The sequence below is a fragment of the Pseudomonas hunanensis genome (assembly GCF_013393325.1).
Lineage (GTDB): Bacteria > Pseudomonadota > Gammaproteobacteria > Pseudomonadales > Pseudomonadaceae > Aquipseudomonas > Aquipseudomonas putida_P.
The window spans coordinates 42,362-56,538 of record NZ_QJRC01000104.1 but is presented as its reverse complement, the minus strand read 5'-3'; the positions used below and the strand labels follow the sequence as shown (position 1 = coordinate 56,538).

Annotated in this window: 13 protein-coding genes; 7 read left to right on the top strand and 6 right to left on the bottom strand. The window is 63.7% G+C overall.

Annotation, left to right across the window (positions count from 1 at the left end):
• Positions 1–4: 4 nt before the first annotated feature.
• Positions 5–541 carry a PqiC family protein gene (locus DM807_RS27455; protein ID WP_012272908.1) on the top strand — a complete coding sequence of 179 codons (537 nt, stop codon included), beginning with the start codon at positions 5–7 and terminating at the stop codon, positions 539–541.
• Between the two features lie 130 nt (positions 542–671).
• A complete protein-coding gene (locus DM807_RS27450; RefSeq protein ID WP_179028191.1) occupies positions 672–1,964 on the top strand; it encodes an MFS transporter in 1,293 nt (430 codons plus the stop codon).
• On the opposite strand, the gene DM807_RS27445 is transcribed toward DM807_RS27450, so the two are convergent.
• From DM807_RS27445 to DM807_RS27435, 3 genes are all read right to left on the bottom strand, one after another.
• Positions 1,847–3,352: an MDR family MFS transporter gene (locus DM807_RS27445; protein WP_012272906.1), complete on the bottom strand. Its 1,506-nt coding sequence runs from the start codon at positions 3,350–3,352 to the stop codon at positions 1,847–1,849. The genes DM807_RS27450 and DM807_RS27445 overlap by 118 nt on opposite strands.
• A gap of 10 nt (positions 3,353–3,362) precedes the next feature.
• A complete protein-coding gene (locus DM807_RS27440) occupies positions 3,363–4,031 on the bottom strand; it encodes a TetR/AcrR family transcriptional regulator (RefSeq protein ID WP_179028190.1) in 669 nt (222 codons plus the stop codon).
• 168 nt (positions 4,032–4,199) lie between these two features.
• Positions 4,200–5,978, bottom strand: coding sequence for a phosphoethanolamine transferase CptA (locus DM807_RS27435; protein ID WP_012272904.1), 1,779 nt, complete (start codon positions 5,976–5,978; stop codon positions 4,200–4,202).
• A 150-nt stretch (positions 5,979–6,128) separates the two neighbouring features.
• On the opposite strand from DM807_RS27435, the gene DM807_RS27430 reads away from it, so the two are divergent.
• A complete protein-coding gene (locus DM807_RS27430) occupies positions 6,129–6,284 on the top strand; it encodes a DUF2986 domain-containing protein (RefSeq protein WP_012272898.1) in 156 nt (51 codons plus the stop codon).
• Positions 6,285–6,347: 63 nt separating this feature from the next.
• Here DM807_RS27430 and DM807_RS27425 read toward each other — a convergent pair whose 3' ends face one another.
• A complete protein-coding gene (locus tag DM807_RS27425) occupies positions 6,348–6,722 on the bottom strand; it encodes a hypothetical protein (RefSeq protein WP_012272897.1) in 375 nt (124 codons plus the stop codon).
• A 161-nt stretch (positions 6,723–6,883) separates the two neighbouring features.
• Positions 6,884–8,194, bottom strand: coding sequence for an aminotransferase-like domain-containing protein (locus DM807_RS27420; RefSeq protein WP_231118559.1), 1,311 nt, complete (start codon positions 8,192–8,194; stop codon positions 6,884–6,886).
• A 264-nt stretch (positions 8,195–8,458) separates the two neighbouring features.
• Between DM807_RS27420 and DM807_RS27415 the strand changes: the two genes are divergently transcribed.
• Genes DM807_RS27415 through cydB form a run of 4 tightly spaced genes read left to right on the top strand, consistent with a single transcriptional unit; the run spans position 8,459 to position 13,380 of the window.
• Positions 8,459–10,468 carry a DUF2849 domain-containing protein gene (locus DM807_RS27415; RefSeq protein WP_060494537.1) on the top strand — a complete coding sequence of 670 codons (2,010 nt, stop codon included), beginning with the start codon at positions 8,459–8,461 and terminating at the stop codon, positions 10,466–10,468.
• Positions 10,458–10,934, top strand: coding sequence for a DUF934 domain-containing protein (locus DM807_RS27410; RefSeq protein WP_012272894.1), 477 nt, complete (start codon positions 10,458–10,460; stop codon positions 10,932–10,934). Before DM807_RS27415 ends, DM807_RS27410 begins: the two co-directional genes overlap by 11 nt.
• Before the next feature lie 2 nt (positions 10,935–10,936).
• Positions 10,937–12,358: a cytochrome ubiquinol oxidase subunit I gene (locus DM807_RS27405; RefSeq protein ID WP_179028189.1), complete on the top strand. Its 1,422-nt coding sequence runs from the start codon at positions 10,937–10,939 to the stop codon at positions 12,356–12,358.
• Positions 12,359–12,372: 14 nt separating this feature from the next.
• Complete coding sequence (gene cydB / locus DM807_RS27400) at positions 12,373–13,380, top strand: cytochrome d ubiquinol oxidase subunit II (protein ID WP_069942386.1); 1,008 nt, start codon at positions 12,373–12,375, stop codon at positions 13,378–13,380.
• Between the two features lie 94 nt (positions 13,381–13,474).
• Here the strand turns inward: cydB and DM807_RS27395 are convergent, their stop codons facing one another.
• On the bottom strand, positions 13,475–14,068 hold the full coding sequence (locus DM807_RS27395) for a biliverdin-producing heme oxygenase (protein WP_069942387.1): 594 nt from the start codon (positions 14,066–14,068) through the stop codon (positions 13,475–13,477).
• Positions 14,069–14,177: the final 109 nt, after the last annotated feature.

The following is a 14,177-nucleotide window of genomic DNA, read 5'->3' as shown; positions in this document are numbered from 1 at the left end:
GCCGATGCAACGACTACGCAATGTTTGTGTGGCTAGCCTGCTGGTATGGCTCGGGGGCTGCAGCAGTACGCCGAACAACTACCACACCTTGGTACCGAGTGAGCCGGCGCGTGACAGTGGCCAGCGCATCCAGGTGGTCAGGGTGGTCGTCCCGCCCCAGGTCGACCGCCCACAGTTGGTGGTACGCGAAGGGCAGAGCGGCCTGGCCATCCTTGAGACGGAATGGTGGGGGGCCAACCTGGTGGATGAGTTCCGCAGCGCCCTGCAAGACCAGTTGGGTGGCCCGGCGGGCGGCGGCAAGGCGGCTTTGCGGGTGGATGTGCAGCGCTTCGACACCGTGCCGGGGCGTTACGCCTCGCTGGAGGCCGTTTGGCGCCTGAAGGTGGCGGGGCAGGCTGAGCTGACCTGCCGCACCTCGGTGCAGACTGCGGCTGACAACAGCATCACCAGCCTGGTGAATGCGCATCAGGCCAACCTTCGCAAACTGGCCGAGGCGGTGCGGGGGAGTGCCGGGCGGGGTAGTTGTTCGCCTGTGGCCTGACCCTACATAGAGCCGTTGTGGGAGCGTCTCCTGCGAACCCAGTGCTTTACATTCAGTGCGTATGATAATAGGGTTTTAATCATACGCAATGAATGTAAGTGTGCTTTCGTTCGATAAGGAGAGTCGACCCATGTTCACGACCTACCGCGCGCTGTTCCAGTCACGCGGCACCCTTGGCTTTACCCTGGCTGGTCTGTTGGCCCGCCTGCCGTTGCCCATGACCGGCATCGGTATCATCACCATGCTCGCGCAACTGCACGGCAGCTACGCCCTGGCCGGAGCGGTGGCGGCCACGTTCGTGCTGACCTACGCACTGCTGTCGCCACAGGTTTCCCGTCTGGTCGATCGCCATGGCCAGCGCCGCGTGTTGCCGGCCGCCACCGCGCTGAGCGTGGCCGGTTTGTTGTTGCTGCTGGCGTGCGTCACTTGGCAGGCGCCGGCCTGGAGCCTGTTCCCCGCTGCTGCGCTGGCCGGCTGCATGCCCAGCCTGTCGGCAATGATACGGGCGCGCTGGACGGCGCTGTACCGCGATACGCCACAGCTGCAGAGTGCCTTTTCGCTGGAAACGGTGTTCGATGAGGTCACGTTCATCGCCGGCCCGCCCCTGTCGGTCGGGCTCAGCGTGGCCTTGCTGCCCCAGGCCGGGCCATTGGCCGCCGCGCTGTTGCTGGCCATCGGGGTATTCGCCTTGGTCGTGCAAACGGGCAGCGAACCCCCGCTGCAGGCTGATGACTCGACCGGCCACCAGCGGGTTGCGGTGATCGCTCAGGCGGACGTGCGCCTGCTGGTCCTGTTGATGGTGGCCATGGGCGTGATCGTGGGCAGCGTCGATATCGTCAGCGTGGCATTCGCTGAACAGGCCGGCATGCCGGCGGCAGCCAGTGTCGTGCTGTCGTGCTATGCCATTGGCTCGTGCGCGGCGGGCCTGCTGTTCGGTGCCGTGAATCTGGCGGCGCCTTTGCACAGGCTGTTGTTGCTCGGCGGCCTGGCGACGGCGGCCAGTACCGTGCCGCTACTGTTGGCAGGCAACCTGTTCGGGTTGGCTGCTGCCGTGTTGCTGGCCGGGCTGTTTTTCGCACCAACCCTGATCGTGGCCATGGCCCTGGTGGAGCGTCTGGTGCCCGCCAGCCAACTGACCGAAGGCATGACCTGGCTGCTGGCCGGCTTGAATGTTGGCGTGGCATTGGGCGCTGTGGCGTCAGGGCAGGTGGTCGACGGGTTGGGCGCCAGCGCCGGTTTCCAGGTGGCGTTGGCGGCCGGGGCGTTGGTGTTGCTGGTTGCCCTGTGGGGCTATCGGCGCTTTGCTCAGGCTCGCCGCAGCGGCACCTCGCGCAGCAACCAGGACAGTGCGAAGGCCACGCTGGTGATCCCCCCAGCCAGCATGAACACGCCATGCATCGCCCCGGAAAACGCCAGCAGGTAACTGTGTTGCAGGGCGGCGGGCAGGGCGTGCACGGCGGCTGGTGAAAGGCTCGCCGGACCACCGGCGCTGGCGGCGAAATCGCTGGCCAGGCCGCCTAGCAGGGCATGCGAGAACAACGCGCCGAACAGCGAAACGCCGATGGCGCCGCCAATCGAGCGGAACAAGGTCGCCCCGGAGGTGGCCACGCCCATATGGCGCGGCTCGACGCTGTTCTGCACCGCCAGGATCAACACCTGCATGACCATGCCCAGGCCGGCGCCCAAAAGGCCCATGTACAGGTTCATCAGCGCCATGGGCGTGTCCAGCTCAAGCCGGCTCAGCAGGCCCAGGGCAACCACTTGCAGCAGGGTGCCAAGGATCGGGAAAACCCGGTAGCGGCCCCAGCGGCTGATCAGTCGCCCGGTAATCGCCGACACCACCAGCAGGCCACCCATCAACGGCAGCATCTGCAGCCCGGCACTGGTCGGCGTGGCGTCTTTCACCACCTGCATGTACAACGGCAGGAAGGTAACCGCGCCGAACAGCGATACCCCGACGATAAAACCGATCAGCCCGGCAAGCACGAAGGTGCGGTGGCGGAACAGGTGCAGCGGCATGATCGGCTCTGCGGCGCGGCGTTGCTCGAGGACGAAACCGACCAGGCCGATCAGGGCGAACAGCGACAGGCACAGCATGTCCAGTGACTGCCACGCCAGCAGGCTGCCGCCCAGGCTGGTGATGAGCACCAGGGCACCCAGTGCCACGGTGAGGAAAAATGCACCGATGTAGTCCACCTCATGCCGCACCAGGGCCACATGCGGGCGAAACACGCTGCCGATCACCAACAGCGCCAACAGGCCCAGCGGCAGGTTGATGTAGAAAATCCAATGCCAGGACAGGTGCTCGACCAGGAAACCGCCGATCAGTGGCCCGACCACTGTGGCGAGGCCGAACACGCCACCGAACAGGCCTTGGTAGCGGCCACGTTCGGCGGGCGGGATGACATCGCCGATCGCGGCCATCGCCACCACCATCAGGCCACCACCGCCCAATCCCTGCAGGGTACGAAAGGCAATCAGCTGGGCCATGGTCTGCGCTGCGCCACACAACGCCGAACCCAGCAGGAACACCACGATGGCGACCTGAAGCACACGCTTGCGGCCGAACTGGTCGCCGAACTTGCCATACAGTGGCACCACCACCGTGGAGGCCAGCAGGTAAGCGGTGACCACCCAGGACAGCCAGCGCAACCCACCCAGGTCGCTGACGATGGTGGGCAGCGCGGTCGATACGATGGTCTGGTCGAGTGCGGCCAGGAACATCACCAGCATCAGGGCTGCCAGCAGCAGTGGGATGGAGGTTTGCGCGTCCGTTGCGGCGGGGGAGGTATCGGTGGATATCGGTTGCACGGGGCTGACCTCAACGGTGTGTGGCGTGGGCCTGGGCATGCTGTTGGCCGGCATCCAGCAGGCCTGCCAGGGCAAAGCGGTACAACTGCGCTGCAACGGCGTCGGCCGGCATTTGCAGAATCTCGTGCAGCGCGCCAGAGCCACCGCGCGGGCCGATCAACAACATTGCCCAGGGCGCCGTGACGCAGAGGATGCAGCGGGTCAGGGCGGGGTCGCTTGCAGGGATACCGCTGATTTCGCTGAACAGAGCCCTGAGCAGCGACAGCCGCAACGGCGCTGCCGCCTGCAGGTGCGCCTGGCCATGGGGGCTGGGGGCGAGGATTTCCGCGGCCAGTACCCGCAGGTGCCAGTTGTCCCGGGCTGATGTGGCTTTGTGCACCACCAGCTCTACCAGCACGCGCAGCTTGTCCGCGGGTGGTTGGTTGCCTTGGGTGATGCGTTGCAGGTCGCTGAGGTCGAGGAAACGCTGGCGTGCTTCGTCGAGCACGGCCAGGTACAGGCCGTTGCGGCTGCCAAAGTGGTAGTTGATCGAGGCCAAGTCGACCTCGGCCTTGGCGGCAACGGCCTTGTTGCTGGTTTCGGCATAGCCAAGCGCGGCGAACAGTTCGCCAGCGGCTTCAAGGATGCGGGTGCGGGTGACGGCGCCGTCCTTGCGGGTTTCGCGGGGAGCTGTGGACATGGGGCTGCTCTGCGGGCCAAGGGAATGAGCAGAGCGTCGCGCACACGTAATTTAAAATCAATTTAAATTTAATTTATGTGATGTAAGGCTTAAGGCCCTGGGGCTGCTTTGCGGCCCATTGTGACGCAAGGGGCGCAAAGCGCCCCCAACGATCTCAACCAAAAAACATCAGTTCAAGCGCTTGCCGTTCTGCTCTTCGCCATTACTGGCCGCCTGCTGCAAGCCTGCAGCCTTGTCCATCGGCAGGTGGTCGAATTCGCGCAAGCCATCCTTGCGGTACGGGTCACCGATCCAGCGCGGTGCTGCCACGAACTGCGGGCTCACCAGGCTCTTGGCCGGCTCATAGCGGTCATAGCTCAGCCCGGCCAGGTCGGACAGGGTATGGATCAGGTGCGAGCTGCTGTAAGGGCGGCTGGCCATCGCCTGCAAGTCGCGTGGGTGCTCGGCCTGCCAGCTGGGCGAGGTCCATAGCAGGAACGGGATGGTGTACATCGGCCGGGTCGGCGCGCCTTCGTTGCGCCCCAGGCGGTCGTGGTCACCGGAGCTGTACACATCTTCACCGTGGTCGGACAGGTACACCAGGAAGCCATTGGGGTTGCCGGCCGAGTAGCGTTTGATCAGGCTCGACACCACATAGTCGTTGTAGCGCACCGCGTTGTCGTAGAAGTTGTAGGTTTTTACCTGGTCCGCGGTCAGCTGGCCGGGTACACCTGTGTTGTCGGTAAAGTGGGCATAGTCGTCGGGATAGCGGAAGCGATAGTCCATGTGCGTGCCCAGCAGGTGCACGATGATGAACTTGTTCGGCGCAGGGTCTTGCAAGGCCTTCTCGAACGGCGCCAGCACCACATCATCGTACTGGCTGGCATTCTGGTTGCGCTGGTTGTTCAGGTATACCGGCGCATCGGTCTGCTGCGAGAAGGTGGTGAGCATGGTGTTGCGCTTGGTCATGGTCTGCTGGTTGGTGATCCAGAAGGTCTTGTAGCCTGCCTGTTTCATCAGGTTGATCAGCGACGGGTCGGTGAGGAAGCGGTCCGGGTTCTGCTCGTCGCCGAAGGTGAGGATCTGCTGCATCACTTCGATGGTGTACGGGCGTGGCGATACCACGTCGCGGAACACCGTCAGGCCCTTGTCGCTGGCGGCCAGCGCGTCGAGGTTGGGCGTGGTGTCGCGGTTGTAGCCGTACAGGTGCATGTGCTCGCGGGTGGTGGACTCGCCCAGTACCAGCACCAGGGTGCGCGGCGCGGTGCCGCTGCTGTCACGCAGGTTTTGCAGTGGGGGCAATGCGGCATTCTGGGCCAGCAAGTCCTGCATGTTGTCCAGTTGCTGGCGATACTGACGGTAGCCGACCAACAGTTGCCAAGGCACTGCGGGCTCCATGCGTTGCTGCACTTTTTCAGCGGCATCGGCGAAGTTGCGTTCCTGGGTGACCATCTGCTTGTAGAACGGGTACACCAGGTTGGCCACCAGCAACAGGGCCACCACCGGCAGGCGGCTGCGTAGGGGCAGGCTGACGGGGCGTACACGTTTCCACAGCAGTACTGCAACCAGCGTGTACAGCAGCAGCGCCAGGCCCAGCCACACGCTGAAGTACTGGCTGAAGTATTCGCCGGCCTCGGCGGTGTTGGACTCGAACATCACGAAGATGACGCTTTGCGAGAACTCCTGACGATAGATGCCGAAGTAACTCAGGCCCACCAGCGATGCGGCCCACAATACCAGGCCGATGACAGCCGCCGTGGCGCGGGTGAAGCGGGGCAGCAGCAGCACCGGGGCCAGCCACAGGCTGCTGAGGAAGAACGCATCGCGAAAACCGGCAAAGCCGGTGGTGCCACTGAACAGCAACAACGCCTGGGTGACGCCGGAGAAGTACCAGAAGAACAGCAGAAGCCAGCCCAGGCCGGCCCAGTCCACGCGCTTGTGCGCGGCGGGGGATGTAGTGTGTGACACGTATGCCTCGTCGTACCTTGGCGGCCAGCAGATGTGCCTGTGGCCGGAAAAGGCGTGACGCTAATCGGTTGACTGTGAAAATAGCGTCAACGTGCAAGTTGCACGGGTATGATGTTGCCAGCAAAACCGCACTGACAGGCCCCGTGGACTATGAACCGTCGTAAGAAGATCAAGCAGCTATTGGAGGCGCATGCCAAAAAGGCCAATGCCAAACTGGCGCCGCGCAAGCCCAAGTACATTTGCAAGGCTGACCGTTTGAAAATGGAGGCCGAGGCGGCCGGGGACGCCGCCAAACCGGCTGACTGACGCAGACGGTGCAGGGGCGGCCTTGTGTCGCGATTGGGCCGCTCCTACAGGGGGGCGTCAGTTTCAGCGGCGGTAATAACGGTGTTCGTCGTAATGACGCTGGTGCATGGCCCGCTCATGGCGGCGCTCCCAGTCACGGCGCCGTTCCCAGTCGCGCCGACGCTCCCAATCCCGCCGGGCTTGTTCACGCCGCCACTGTTCGCGGCGCCAGTCGCTTCGGTGGTCGTGCCAGCGGTCGTCATCATGCGCCAGCAGCGTGGCCGGCTGTAGAACGGCCGCATTGGCCACCCTCGACCAGGGGTTGCCGGCTGGCTGCAGGGGTGATTGAACAGCAGGGGCCACGGCCTCGGCTGCTTTCATTTGTGTTGCCGATGCCGTGCCCACCGCCGCGAACGAGAACAGGCCGAGCAGCATCAACCTTGCGACATGCATTTTCATGAGCGAAGCCAACCTCTGATAACAATTGAGCCATCTGGCCAGCAGGTGGTCGGCGAACCTTTTTCGCGTCCCGCTACCTTTCTGTGCCTCCCACATAGACAGGCAATGGAGAAAAAGTTCGCTGCAGCAACAACTTGTAGGACTTTTCCTGCAGCGGGTACTTACACAAACGCCCGCCCGCCACGTCGGCGATCTTCCTTCAACAACCCCTCCACCTTGCGCAAGGCCTGTCCCAGCACTGCTTGGTCTGGCGCTCCACCCAGCGAGAGGCGCACAGCTTCCGGTCCTTGCGGTGCCACGCTGAACGAATCCGCCCCTGCCACGCTCACCCCCACATCATCCAACGCATGGGTGAACCGCTCCTGTTGCCAGTGCGCGGGTAGTGGCAGCCATACGTGCAGCCCGGTGGGGTGCGCCTGGAACTCATGGCTCAGCAGCGTGCGTGCCAGGTGCTGGCGGGCGCGGGCTTCGCGCTGGATTTCCTGTACCAACCCCTTGGCGGTGCCATCGCGAATCCATTGCTCGACCAGCGCCAGCAGCAGGGCGGAACAGCCCATGCTCGATGCACGCAGGCCGTTGAGCAGCCCTTGCCCGTCATCGCCACGCGGTGGCAGCACGAAGGCGGTGCGCAAGCTTGGCCACAGGCACTTGGACAGCGACGCCAGGTAGTACGTGTTGGCCCCCCCGGTCAGGCACGCGATGGGTGCCGGCGCGTCGTCGAGCAGATAGCGGTACGGGTCGTCCTCGATCAGCGTGATGCCGCGCTTGAGCAGCACCTCGGCAATCGCCTGGCGCCGGGCTACGGGCATGGTGTGCGCGGTAGGGTTGTGGAAGGTGGGGTTGAGGTACAGCAGGCGCGCACCGCTTTGCTGAAAAGCCTGTTCCAGGTGGTCGGGGCGCATGCCGTCGGCGTCACTGGCTACCTCGACAATGCGCAGCCCCAGTTGCCGGGCGGCCAACAGCAGGCCGGGGTAAGTCAGTGGGTCGCAAAGAATGGCGTCACCCGCGCGGGCATGGGCGCTGAGGATGGCGAAGATGGCCGCCTGCGACCCCGAGCACAGCGCCAGGCCGCGCATGTCCAGATCACCCAGTGCCGGTTCCAGCCAGCCCTGTGCGGCCTGCAGCAGCGAGCGGGTGGCCGGTTCGTCCTGGTAAAGCGACAGTGCTTCGATGCGGTTGCGCTGCAGCGCCTGTTCCAGCCCGGCGCTCACCAACTGAGCCATCGAGCCGTTGGCCGGCTGCGGCGGGATGTTCATGGTCAGGTCGATGCCTGCCAGGGTGGTTGTTTGTCGGGCACCCAGGATGAACGACCCGCGGCCACTGTAGGAAGCAATCAGGCCACGGTCGCGCGCTTCGGCGTAGGCGCGGGTCACCGTGGTCAGGTCGACGCCCAGGTGCGCAGCCAGTGCACGTTGCGGCGGAATTTGCTCGCCATCCTGCAAGACTCCAGATTGTATGGATTCTGCAAGCATATCTGCAATCTGTATGTATCTTGGGCCTGACTTCGGCTTGAAAGGCTTTGTCCAGCGCATTTGCGCCGCTTCTTCTGGCGCTCCGGCAACAGGCATAGATCTTCCTCTCGGTTGTAAGTCCATACGCATAGGCATATCATGGCATACAGTTGTTAACAAATCCATACAATATGGAAAGCGTATGGTTTATTTGATGTGCACCGGAACGGCGCGGCAGGGTTGCAACGATAAGCGCTTCCGGGCTGCCAGTCATGGAGATGTTCGATGAATGACTGTCATCTGATCTGCGCCAACCGCCTCGACGATGGGGCTGTGGTCTGGCTTGATGCCGGGCATGAGTGGGTAGAGACACTGCAACAAGCCGGCACCTTCGATGCGCAGGCGCTGGTATCGGCAACCCTCGCTGCCGAGGCTGCCGTGCTGGCCAACCAGGTCGTGGCACCGACGCCTTGTGAGGCCTGGCTGGTCGATGGCCGGCCAGAGCCGAAAAGCCTGCGTGAACGGTTGCGCGCCCGTGGCCCTTCGGTACGCAGCGACCTTGGCAAGCAGGCTGCGGGCACACCGCCAAGCAGCATTGCGCGCATGCGCCCGGTGTTGCCGGTCGAGGCGGGGCAGGCAGGGGTGTATCGCTACGACCGCTTCGAGCGTGAGTTCCTCAAGGACCGCGCCCGCCAGTTCGAGCAGCAGGTTGCCCGTCGCCTGAGTGGCGAGCTGGATGAAGAGGCGTTCAAGGTCTACCGGCTGATGAACGGCCTGTACCTGCAACTGCACGGCTACATGCTGCGTGTGGCGATCCCCTACGGCACCTTGAGCGCGCTGCAACTGCGCCAGCTGGCCTATGTGGCGCACACCTACGACAAGGGCTACGGCCACCTCACCACCCGGCAGAACATCCAGTTCAACTGGCCGCGCCTGGCCGATACGCCGGAGATACTGTCGGTGCTGGCCGATGCCGACCTGCATTGCATCCAGACCAGCGGCAACTGCATCCGCAACGTCACCACCGACCATTTTGCCGGCGCCGCCGAGGATGAAGTGCTCGACCCTCGGGTACATGCCGAGATCCTCCGCCAGTGGTCCACCGAGCATCCGGAATTTACCTACCTGCCACGCAAGTTCAAGATCGCCATCACCGGCAGCCCCAAGGACCGCGCGGCCGTGCGCTTCCATGACATTGGCATCCTGGCGCAACGCAACGCGCAGGGTGAAGTCGGCTTCCAGGTGTATGCCGGCGGTGGCCTTGGGCGTACCCCGATAGTTGGCACCCGCGTGCGCGAATGGTTGCCGGAGCGCGAACTGCTGCGTTACGTCGAGGCCATCTTGCGGGTGTACAACGCCCTGGGACGGCGCGACAACCTGTACAAGGCACGTATCAAGATTCTGGTGCGTGAGCTCAAGCCTGGGCGTTTCATCGAAATGATCGAGGAGGAATTCGCCAGCCTGCCGGCCGACCACCAGTACTTGGAGCCGGCCATCGTTCAGGGCATTCATGCCCGCTTCGTGCAGCCCGCCTTCGAGGCGTTGCCCGGCCTGTGTGACAGCTTTCTGCGCGCACGGGCGGACGACAACGCGTTCGCCAGCTGGGTACGGACCAACACTCACCCGCACAAGAAACGTGGCTACATCAGCGCGGTCATTTCGCTGAAACCACCCGGCGGTATCCCCGGCGACATCAGTGCCGAGGAAATGCTCGCCCTGGCCGACCTGGCCGAGGCCTACTCGCTGAACGAGATTCGCGTCTCCCACGAGCAGAACGTGGTGCTGCCGCACATTCGCCTGGTGGATCTGTACAGCGTGTGGCAGGCCTTGCGCCAGGCCGGGCTGGCAACCAGCAACATTGGCTTGTTGTCCGACACCATCGCCTGCCCAGGCATGGACTACTGCAGCCTCGCCACCGCCCGCTCGGTGCCGGTCGCCCAGCGCATCGCGCAGCGTTTCGACGCGGCCCGGCAACAGGACATCGGCGAACTCAAGCTCAACGTCTCCGGCTGCATCAATGCCTGTGCCCACCACCACGTGGCGCACATCGGCATCCTCGGCCTGGACAAGGCCGGCCATGAAAACTACCAGATCACCCTGGGCGGCAGCGCCGAAGAGGACGCGGCGGTCGGGACCATCCTGGGCCGCTCGGTGCCCTTCGAGGAGGTGCCCGACATCGTCGAGGCGATCGTTGCCATCTACCTGCAATTGCGTGAAGACGACGAGCGCTTCCTCGACACCTACCGCCGTGTCGGTATCGAGCCGTTCAAGGAGGTGCTGCGTGATGCTCGTTGACCATGAAGGCCAGGTTCAGACCGATAACTGGCGTTATCCGAGCAGCGACGCGCTGCCGACCTTTGCTGCGCGTACGGTGCTGCAGCCGCAGCAGTGGGACGACTACCACATGCGTTTTGGCCAGCCAGCCGAGGGCCTGTGGCTGGCCGCCGACCAGGACCCGGCGCAGGTGCGGGCACTGCTCGGCCAGCTGACATTGATCGTGATCGAGTTCGCCAAGTCACGCGATGGCCGTGGTTTCACCCTGGCCAGGCTACTGCGCGAGCGGCACGGTTTTACCGGTGACCTGCGCGCCGCTGGGCCATTGCTGCCGGACCAGTTCGCCATGCTGCTGCAGTGCGGTTTCACCAGCGCACTGGTTTCGCCCAGCGTGCCGGCGCAGCGCTGGCACGCTGCCGCAGCCAGCCATCGGCAGGCCCGCCCACGCACTTTGCTGCAACGTCTTTCACAACGGAGCGAGGCATAGCCATGTTCAGCCTTACAGCCTTGGAGCTGGCCCGTATACAGTTTGGTTTCACCATTACCTTCCACATCATTTTCCCGGCCATCACCATTGGCCTGGCAGCATTCCTGGCGGTACTGGAAGGCCTGTGGTTGTGGAAAAAAGACAACGCCTACCTCGACCTGTACCACTTCTGGTCGAAGATCTTCGCCGTCAACTTCGCCATGGGCGTGGTCTCCGGGCTGGTCATGGCCTACCAGTTCGGCACCAACTGGAGCTTCTACTCGCAGTTCGCCGGCAGCATCACCGGCCCCTTGCTGACCTACGAGGTGCTGACGGCCTTCTTCCTTGAAGCGGGTTTCCTGGGGGTGATGCTGTTCGGCTGGCACAAGGTCGGCCGTGGCCTGCACTTTTTCGCCACTGTCATGGTGGCCGTGGGCACGATGATTTCTGCCACCTGGATCCTGGCGTCCAACAGCTGGATGCAAACGCCCCAGGGGCACGAAGTGATCAATGGCGTGGTGGTGCCGGTGGACTGGTTTGCCATCATCTTCAACCCATCGTTCCCGTACCGCCTGGCGCACATGGTGACGGCGGCAATGCTGTCGACCGCGCTGTTCGTCGGCGCCTCGGCGGCCTGGCACCTGTTGCGTGGCAACCGTACCCCGGCGGTGCGGCGGATGTTCTCGATGGCATTGTGGATGCTGCTGTTCACTGCGCCGCTGCAGGTGCTGATCGGTGACATGCACGGCTTGAACACGCTCAAGTACCAGCCGGCGAAGGTCGCTGCGATGGAGGGGCACTGGAGCAATACACCGGGCCAGGGCGTGCCGCTGATCCTGTTCGGCATCCCGGACATGGAAGCTGAAACCACCCGCTACAAGGTTGAAATCCCCAACCTGGCCAGCCTGATCCTGACCCACAGCCTGCACGGGCAGATCCCAGGCTTGAAAGACTTCGCCAAAGAAGACCGGCCCAATTCGACCATTGTGTTCTGGTGCTTCCGGGTCATGGTCGGCCTGGGCATGCTGATGGTTGTGCTGGGCCTGTATGGCGCCTGGCTGCGCTGGCGCGGGCGGCTATACACCTCACGGGGGCTGGCGCAGTTTGCCTTGTGGATGGGGCCTTCGGGCCTGGTGGCCCTGCTGGCCGGCTGGTATGTCACCGAAATTGGCCGCCAGCCGTGGGTGGTGTACGGCCTGATGCGCACCAAGGATGCGGTCTCCGACCATTCGGCGCTGACCTTGTCGGTAGGCCTGGTGGTGCTGGTGGTGATGTACATCGGGGTATTCGGCACAGGTGTCGTCTACATGCTGCGCCTGGTGCGCAAGGGGCCGGAGGTACACGACGACCACCAACAGCCGGTGACCGCCAACCAGCGGCCGGCCCGCCCGTTGTCGGCGGTGGACGAGCCGCTGTATCCGCATTCACCCAACCACATTGACTGACCGGAGACGCTGTCATGGGTATTGATCTTCCGCTGATCTGGTTCCTGATCATCGGCTTTGGCGTGATGATGTACGTCATCATGGACGGTTTCGACCTGGGTATCGGCATCCTGTTCCCGTTCATCACCGACCGCGAGCAGCGCGACACCATGGTCAACACCGTGGCGCCGGTGTGGGACGGCAACGAAACCTGGCTGGTGCTGGGTGGGGCTGGGTTGATGGCCGCCTTCCCCAAGGTGTATGCCATCCTGCTCAGTGCGCTGTACATTCCGGCGCTGGGCCTGCTGGCCGGGTTGATCTGGCGTGGGGTGTCGTTCGAGTTTCGCTTCAAGGCCGATGAGGCGCACAAACCGTTCTGGGACCGGGCCTTCATGGCCGGGTCGTACGCTGCGGCGTTCTTCCAGGGGGTGATGCTGGGGGCGTTCATCGAGGGGCACTCGATCGTCGACGGGGTGGCCACCAATGGCCTGATGAGCTGGCTTACGCCGTTCAACGTGTTCTGCGGGGTTGGGGTGGTGGTGGCCTATGCGCTGCTGGGCGCCACCTGGCTGGTACTGAAGACCGAAGGCCGGCTGCAGGCGAGCATCATTCGAGCCTGTTCACCGATCACCTTGGCGACGGTGGTGGCGATGCTGATTGTCAGCATCTGGACACCGCTGACGCATCCGGCGATTTTCGACCGTTGGTTCAGCCTGCCCAACTTCTGGTTCTTCCTGCCGGTACCGGTGCTGGTGCTGGTGGCCACCTGGGCGATTCTCAAATCGCTGCGTGGCGCACCCCATGCCGGGCCTTTCGTCTGGTCGCTGCTGCTGGTGTTCCTCGGTTTCACCGGGTTGGTGATCAGCATCTGGCCTTACGTACTCCCGCCCAGCCTGACCATCTGGGAGGCGGCGGCGCCACCGCAGAGCCTGGGCTTCGCCCTGGTCGGGGCGCTGCTGATCATCCCATTCATCCTGGGGTATTCGGCCTGGTCGTATTATGTGTTCCGCGGCAAGGTGAAGGACGGCGAGGCCTATCATTGAGGGCTTGTAGGAGCAGCCTTGCGCTGCGAAGAGGCCTGCATGGAGAAAGGTTTCCTGGCTTCTTCGCAGCACAAGGCTGCTCCTACAGGGGGCGTTAGCGATTTTCTGCGAATATTTTATGCAGATGCCCCCGATAACTATTGAACGCAGCGATCACCCCCGCCACCACCTCGGGCTCTTCCCGCTCATCCAGTACCAACCCATCTAGCCTGGCAACAAACTCACGCCAATGCAGCGCTCGGCCATCCGGGTGCGGCGCCAGGTGGCGGGCGCCCAGCTCGCCATCCAGGCCAAGACGCTGGGTGTGCTTGAACAGAAACGCCGCCCCCAGGTTCGACCCTTCGCTGCAATACAGCCAGCCCAAGGCCTGGGCCGGGCTGGCACAGACTTGTCGAGGGGCTGTTGGCAGGGGGAGGCCCAAGTCGCGCAGGTCGTCCTCGACCGCCGTAAAACGCGACAGCTCGATCAGCCCTGGCAAGCGCTGGTTGAGCTGTTCATCTTGATACAGCGCCAGCAGGCTGCCATGAAAGCGGTGCTGCACCTGCAGGAAGCGGCCATACCGCTCGCGGCTTGCAAAAGGCCGCGCCGCCATCACCAGTTGATCGACGCTGTCATGGTCCCGGCTGCTGGCCGCTTTCAGGCGTTTGCAGCGGCTTGGCTCCGTGAGGGGGGAGAGGGCAGTGGTCATCGGCGTATCCGTGGCAACAAGGCAATGCCCACATGATGCTTGCCCTCCATGGCAAGCATCAAGCACTACAACCTTCGTTTAGATTTAGCACGAAATCCCGAAAGGCTAA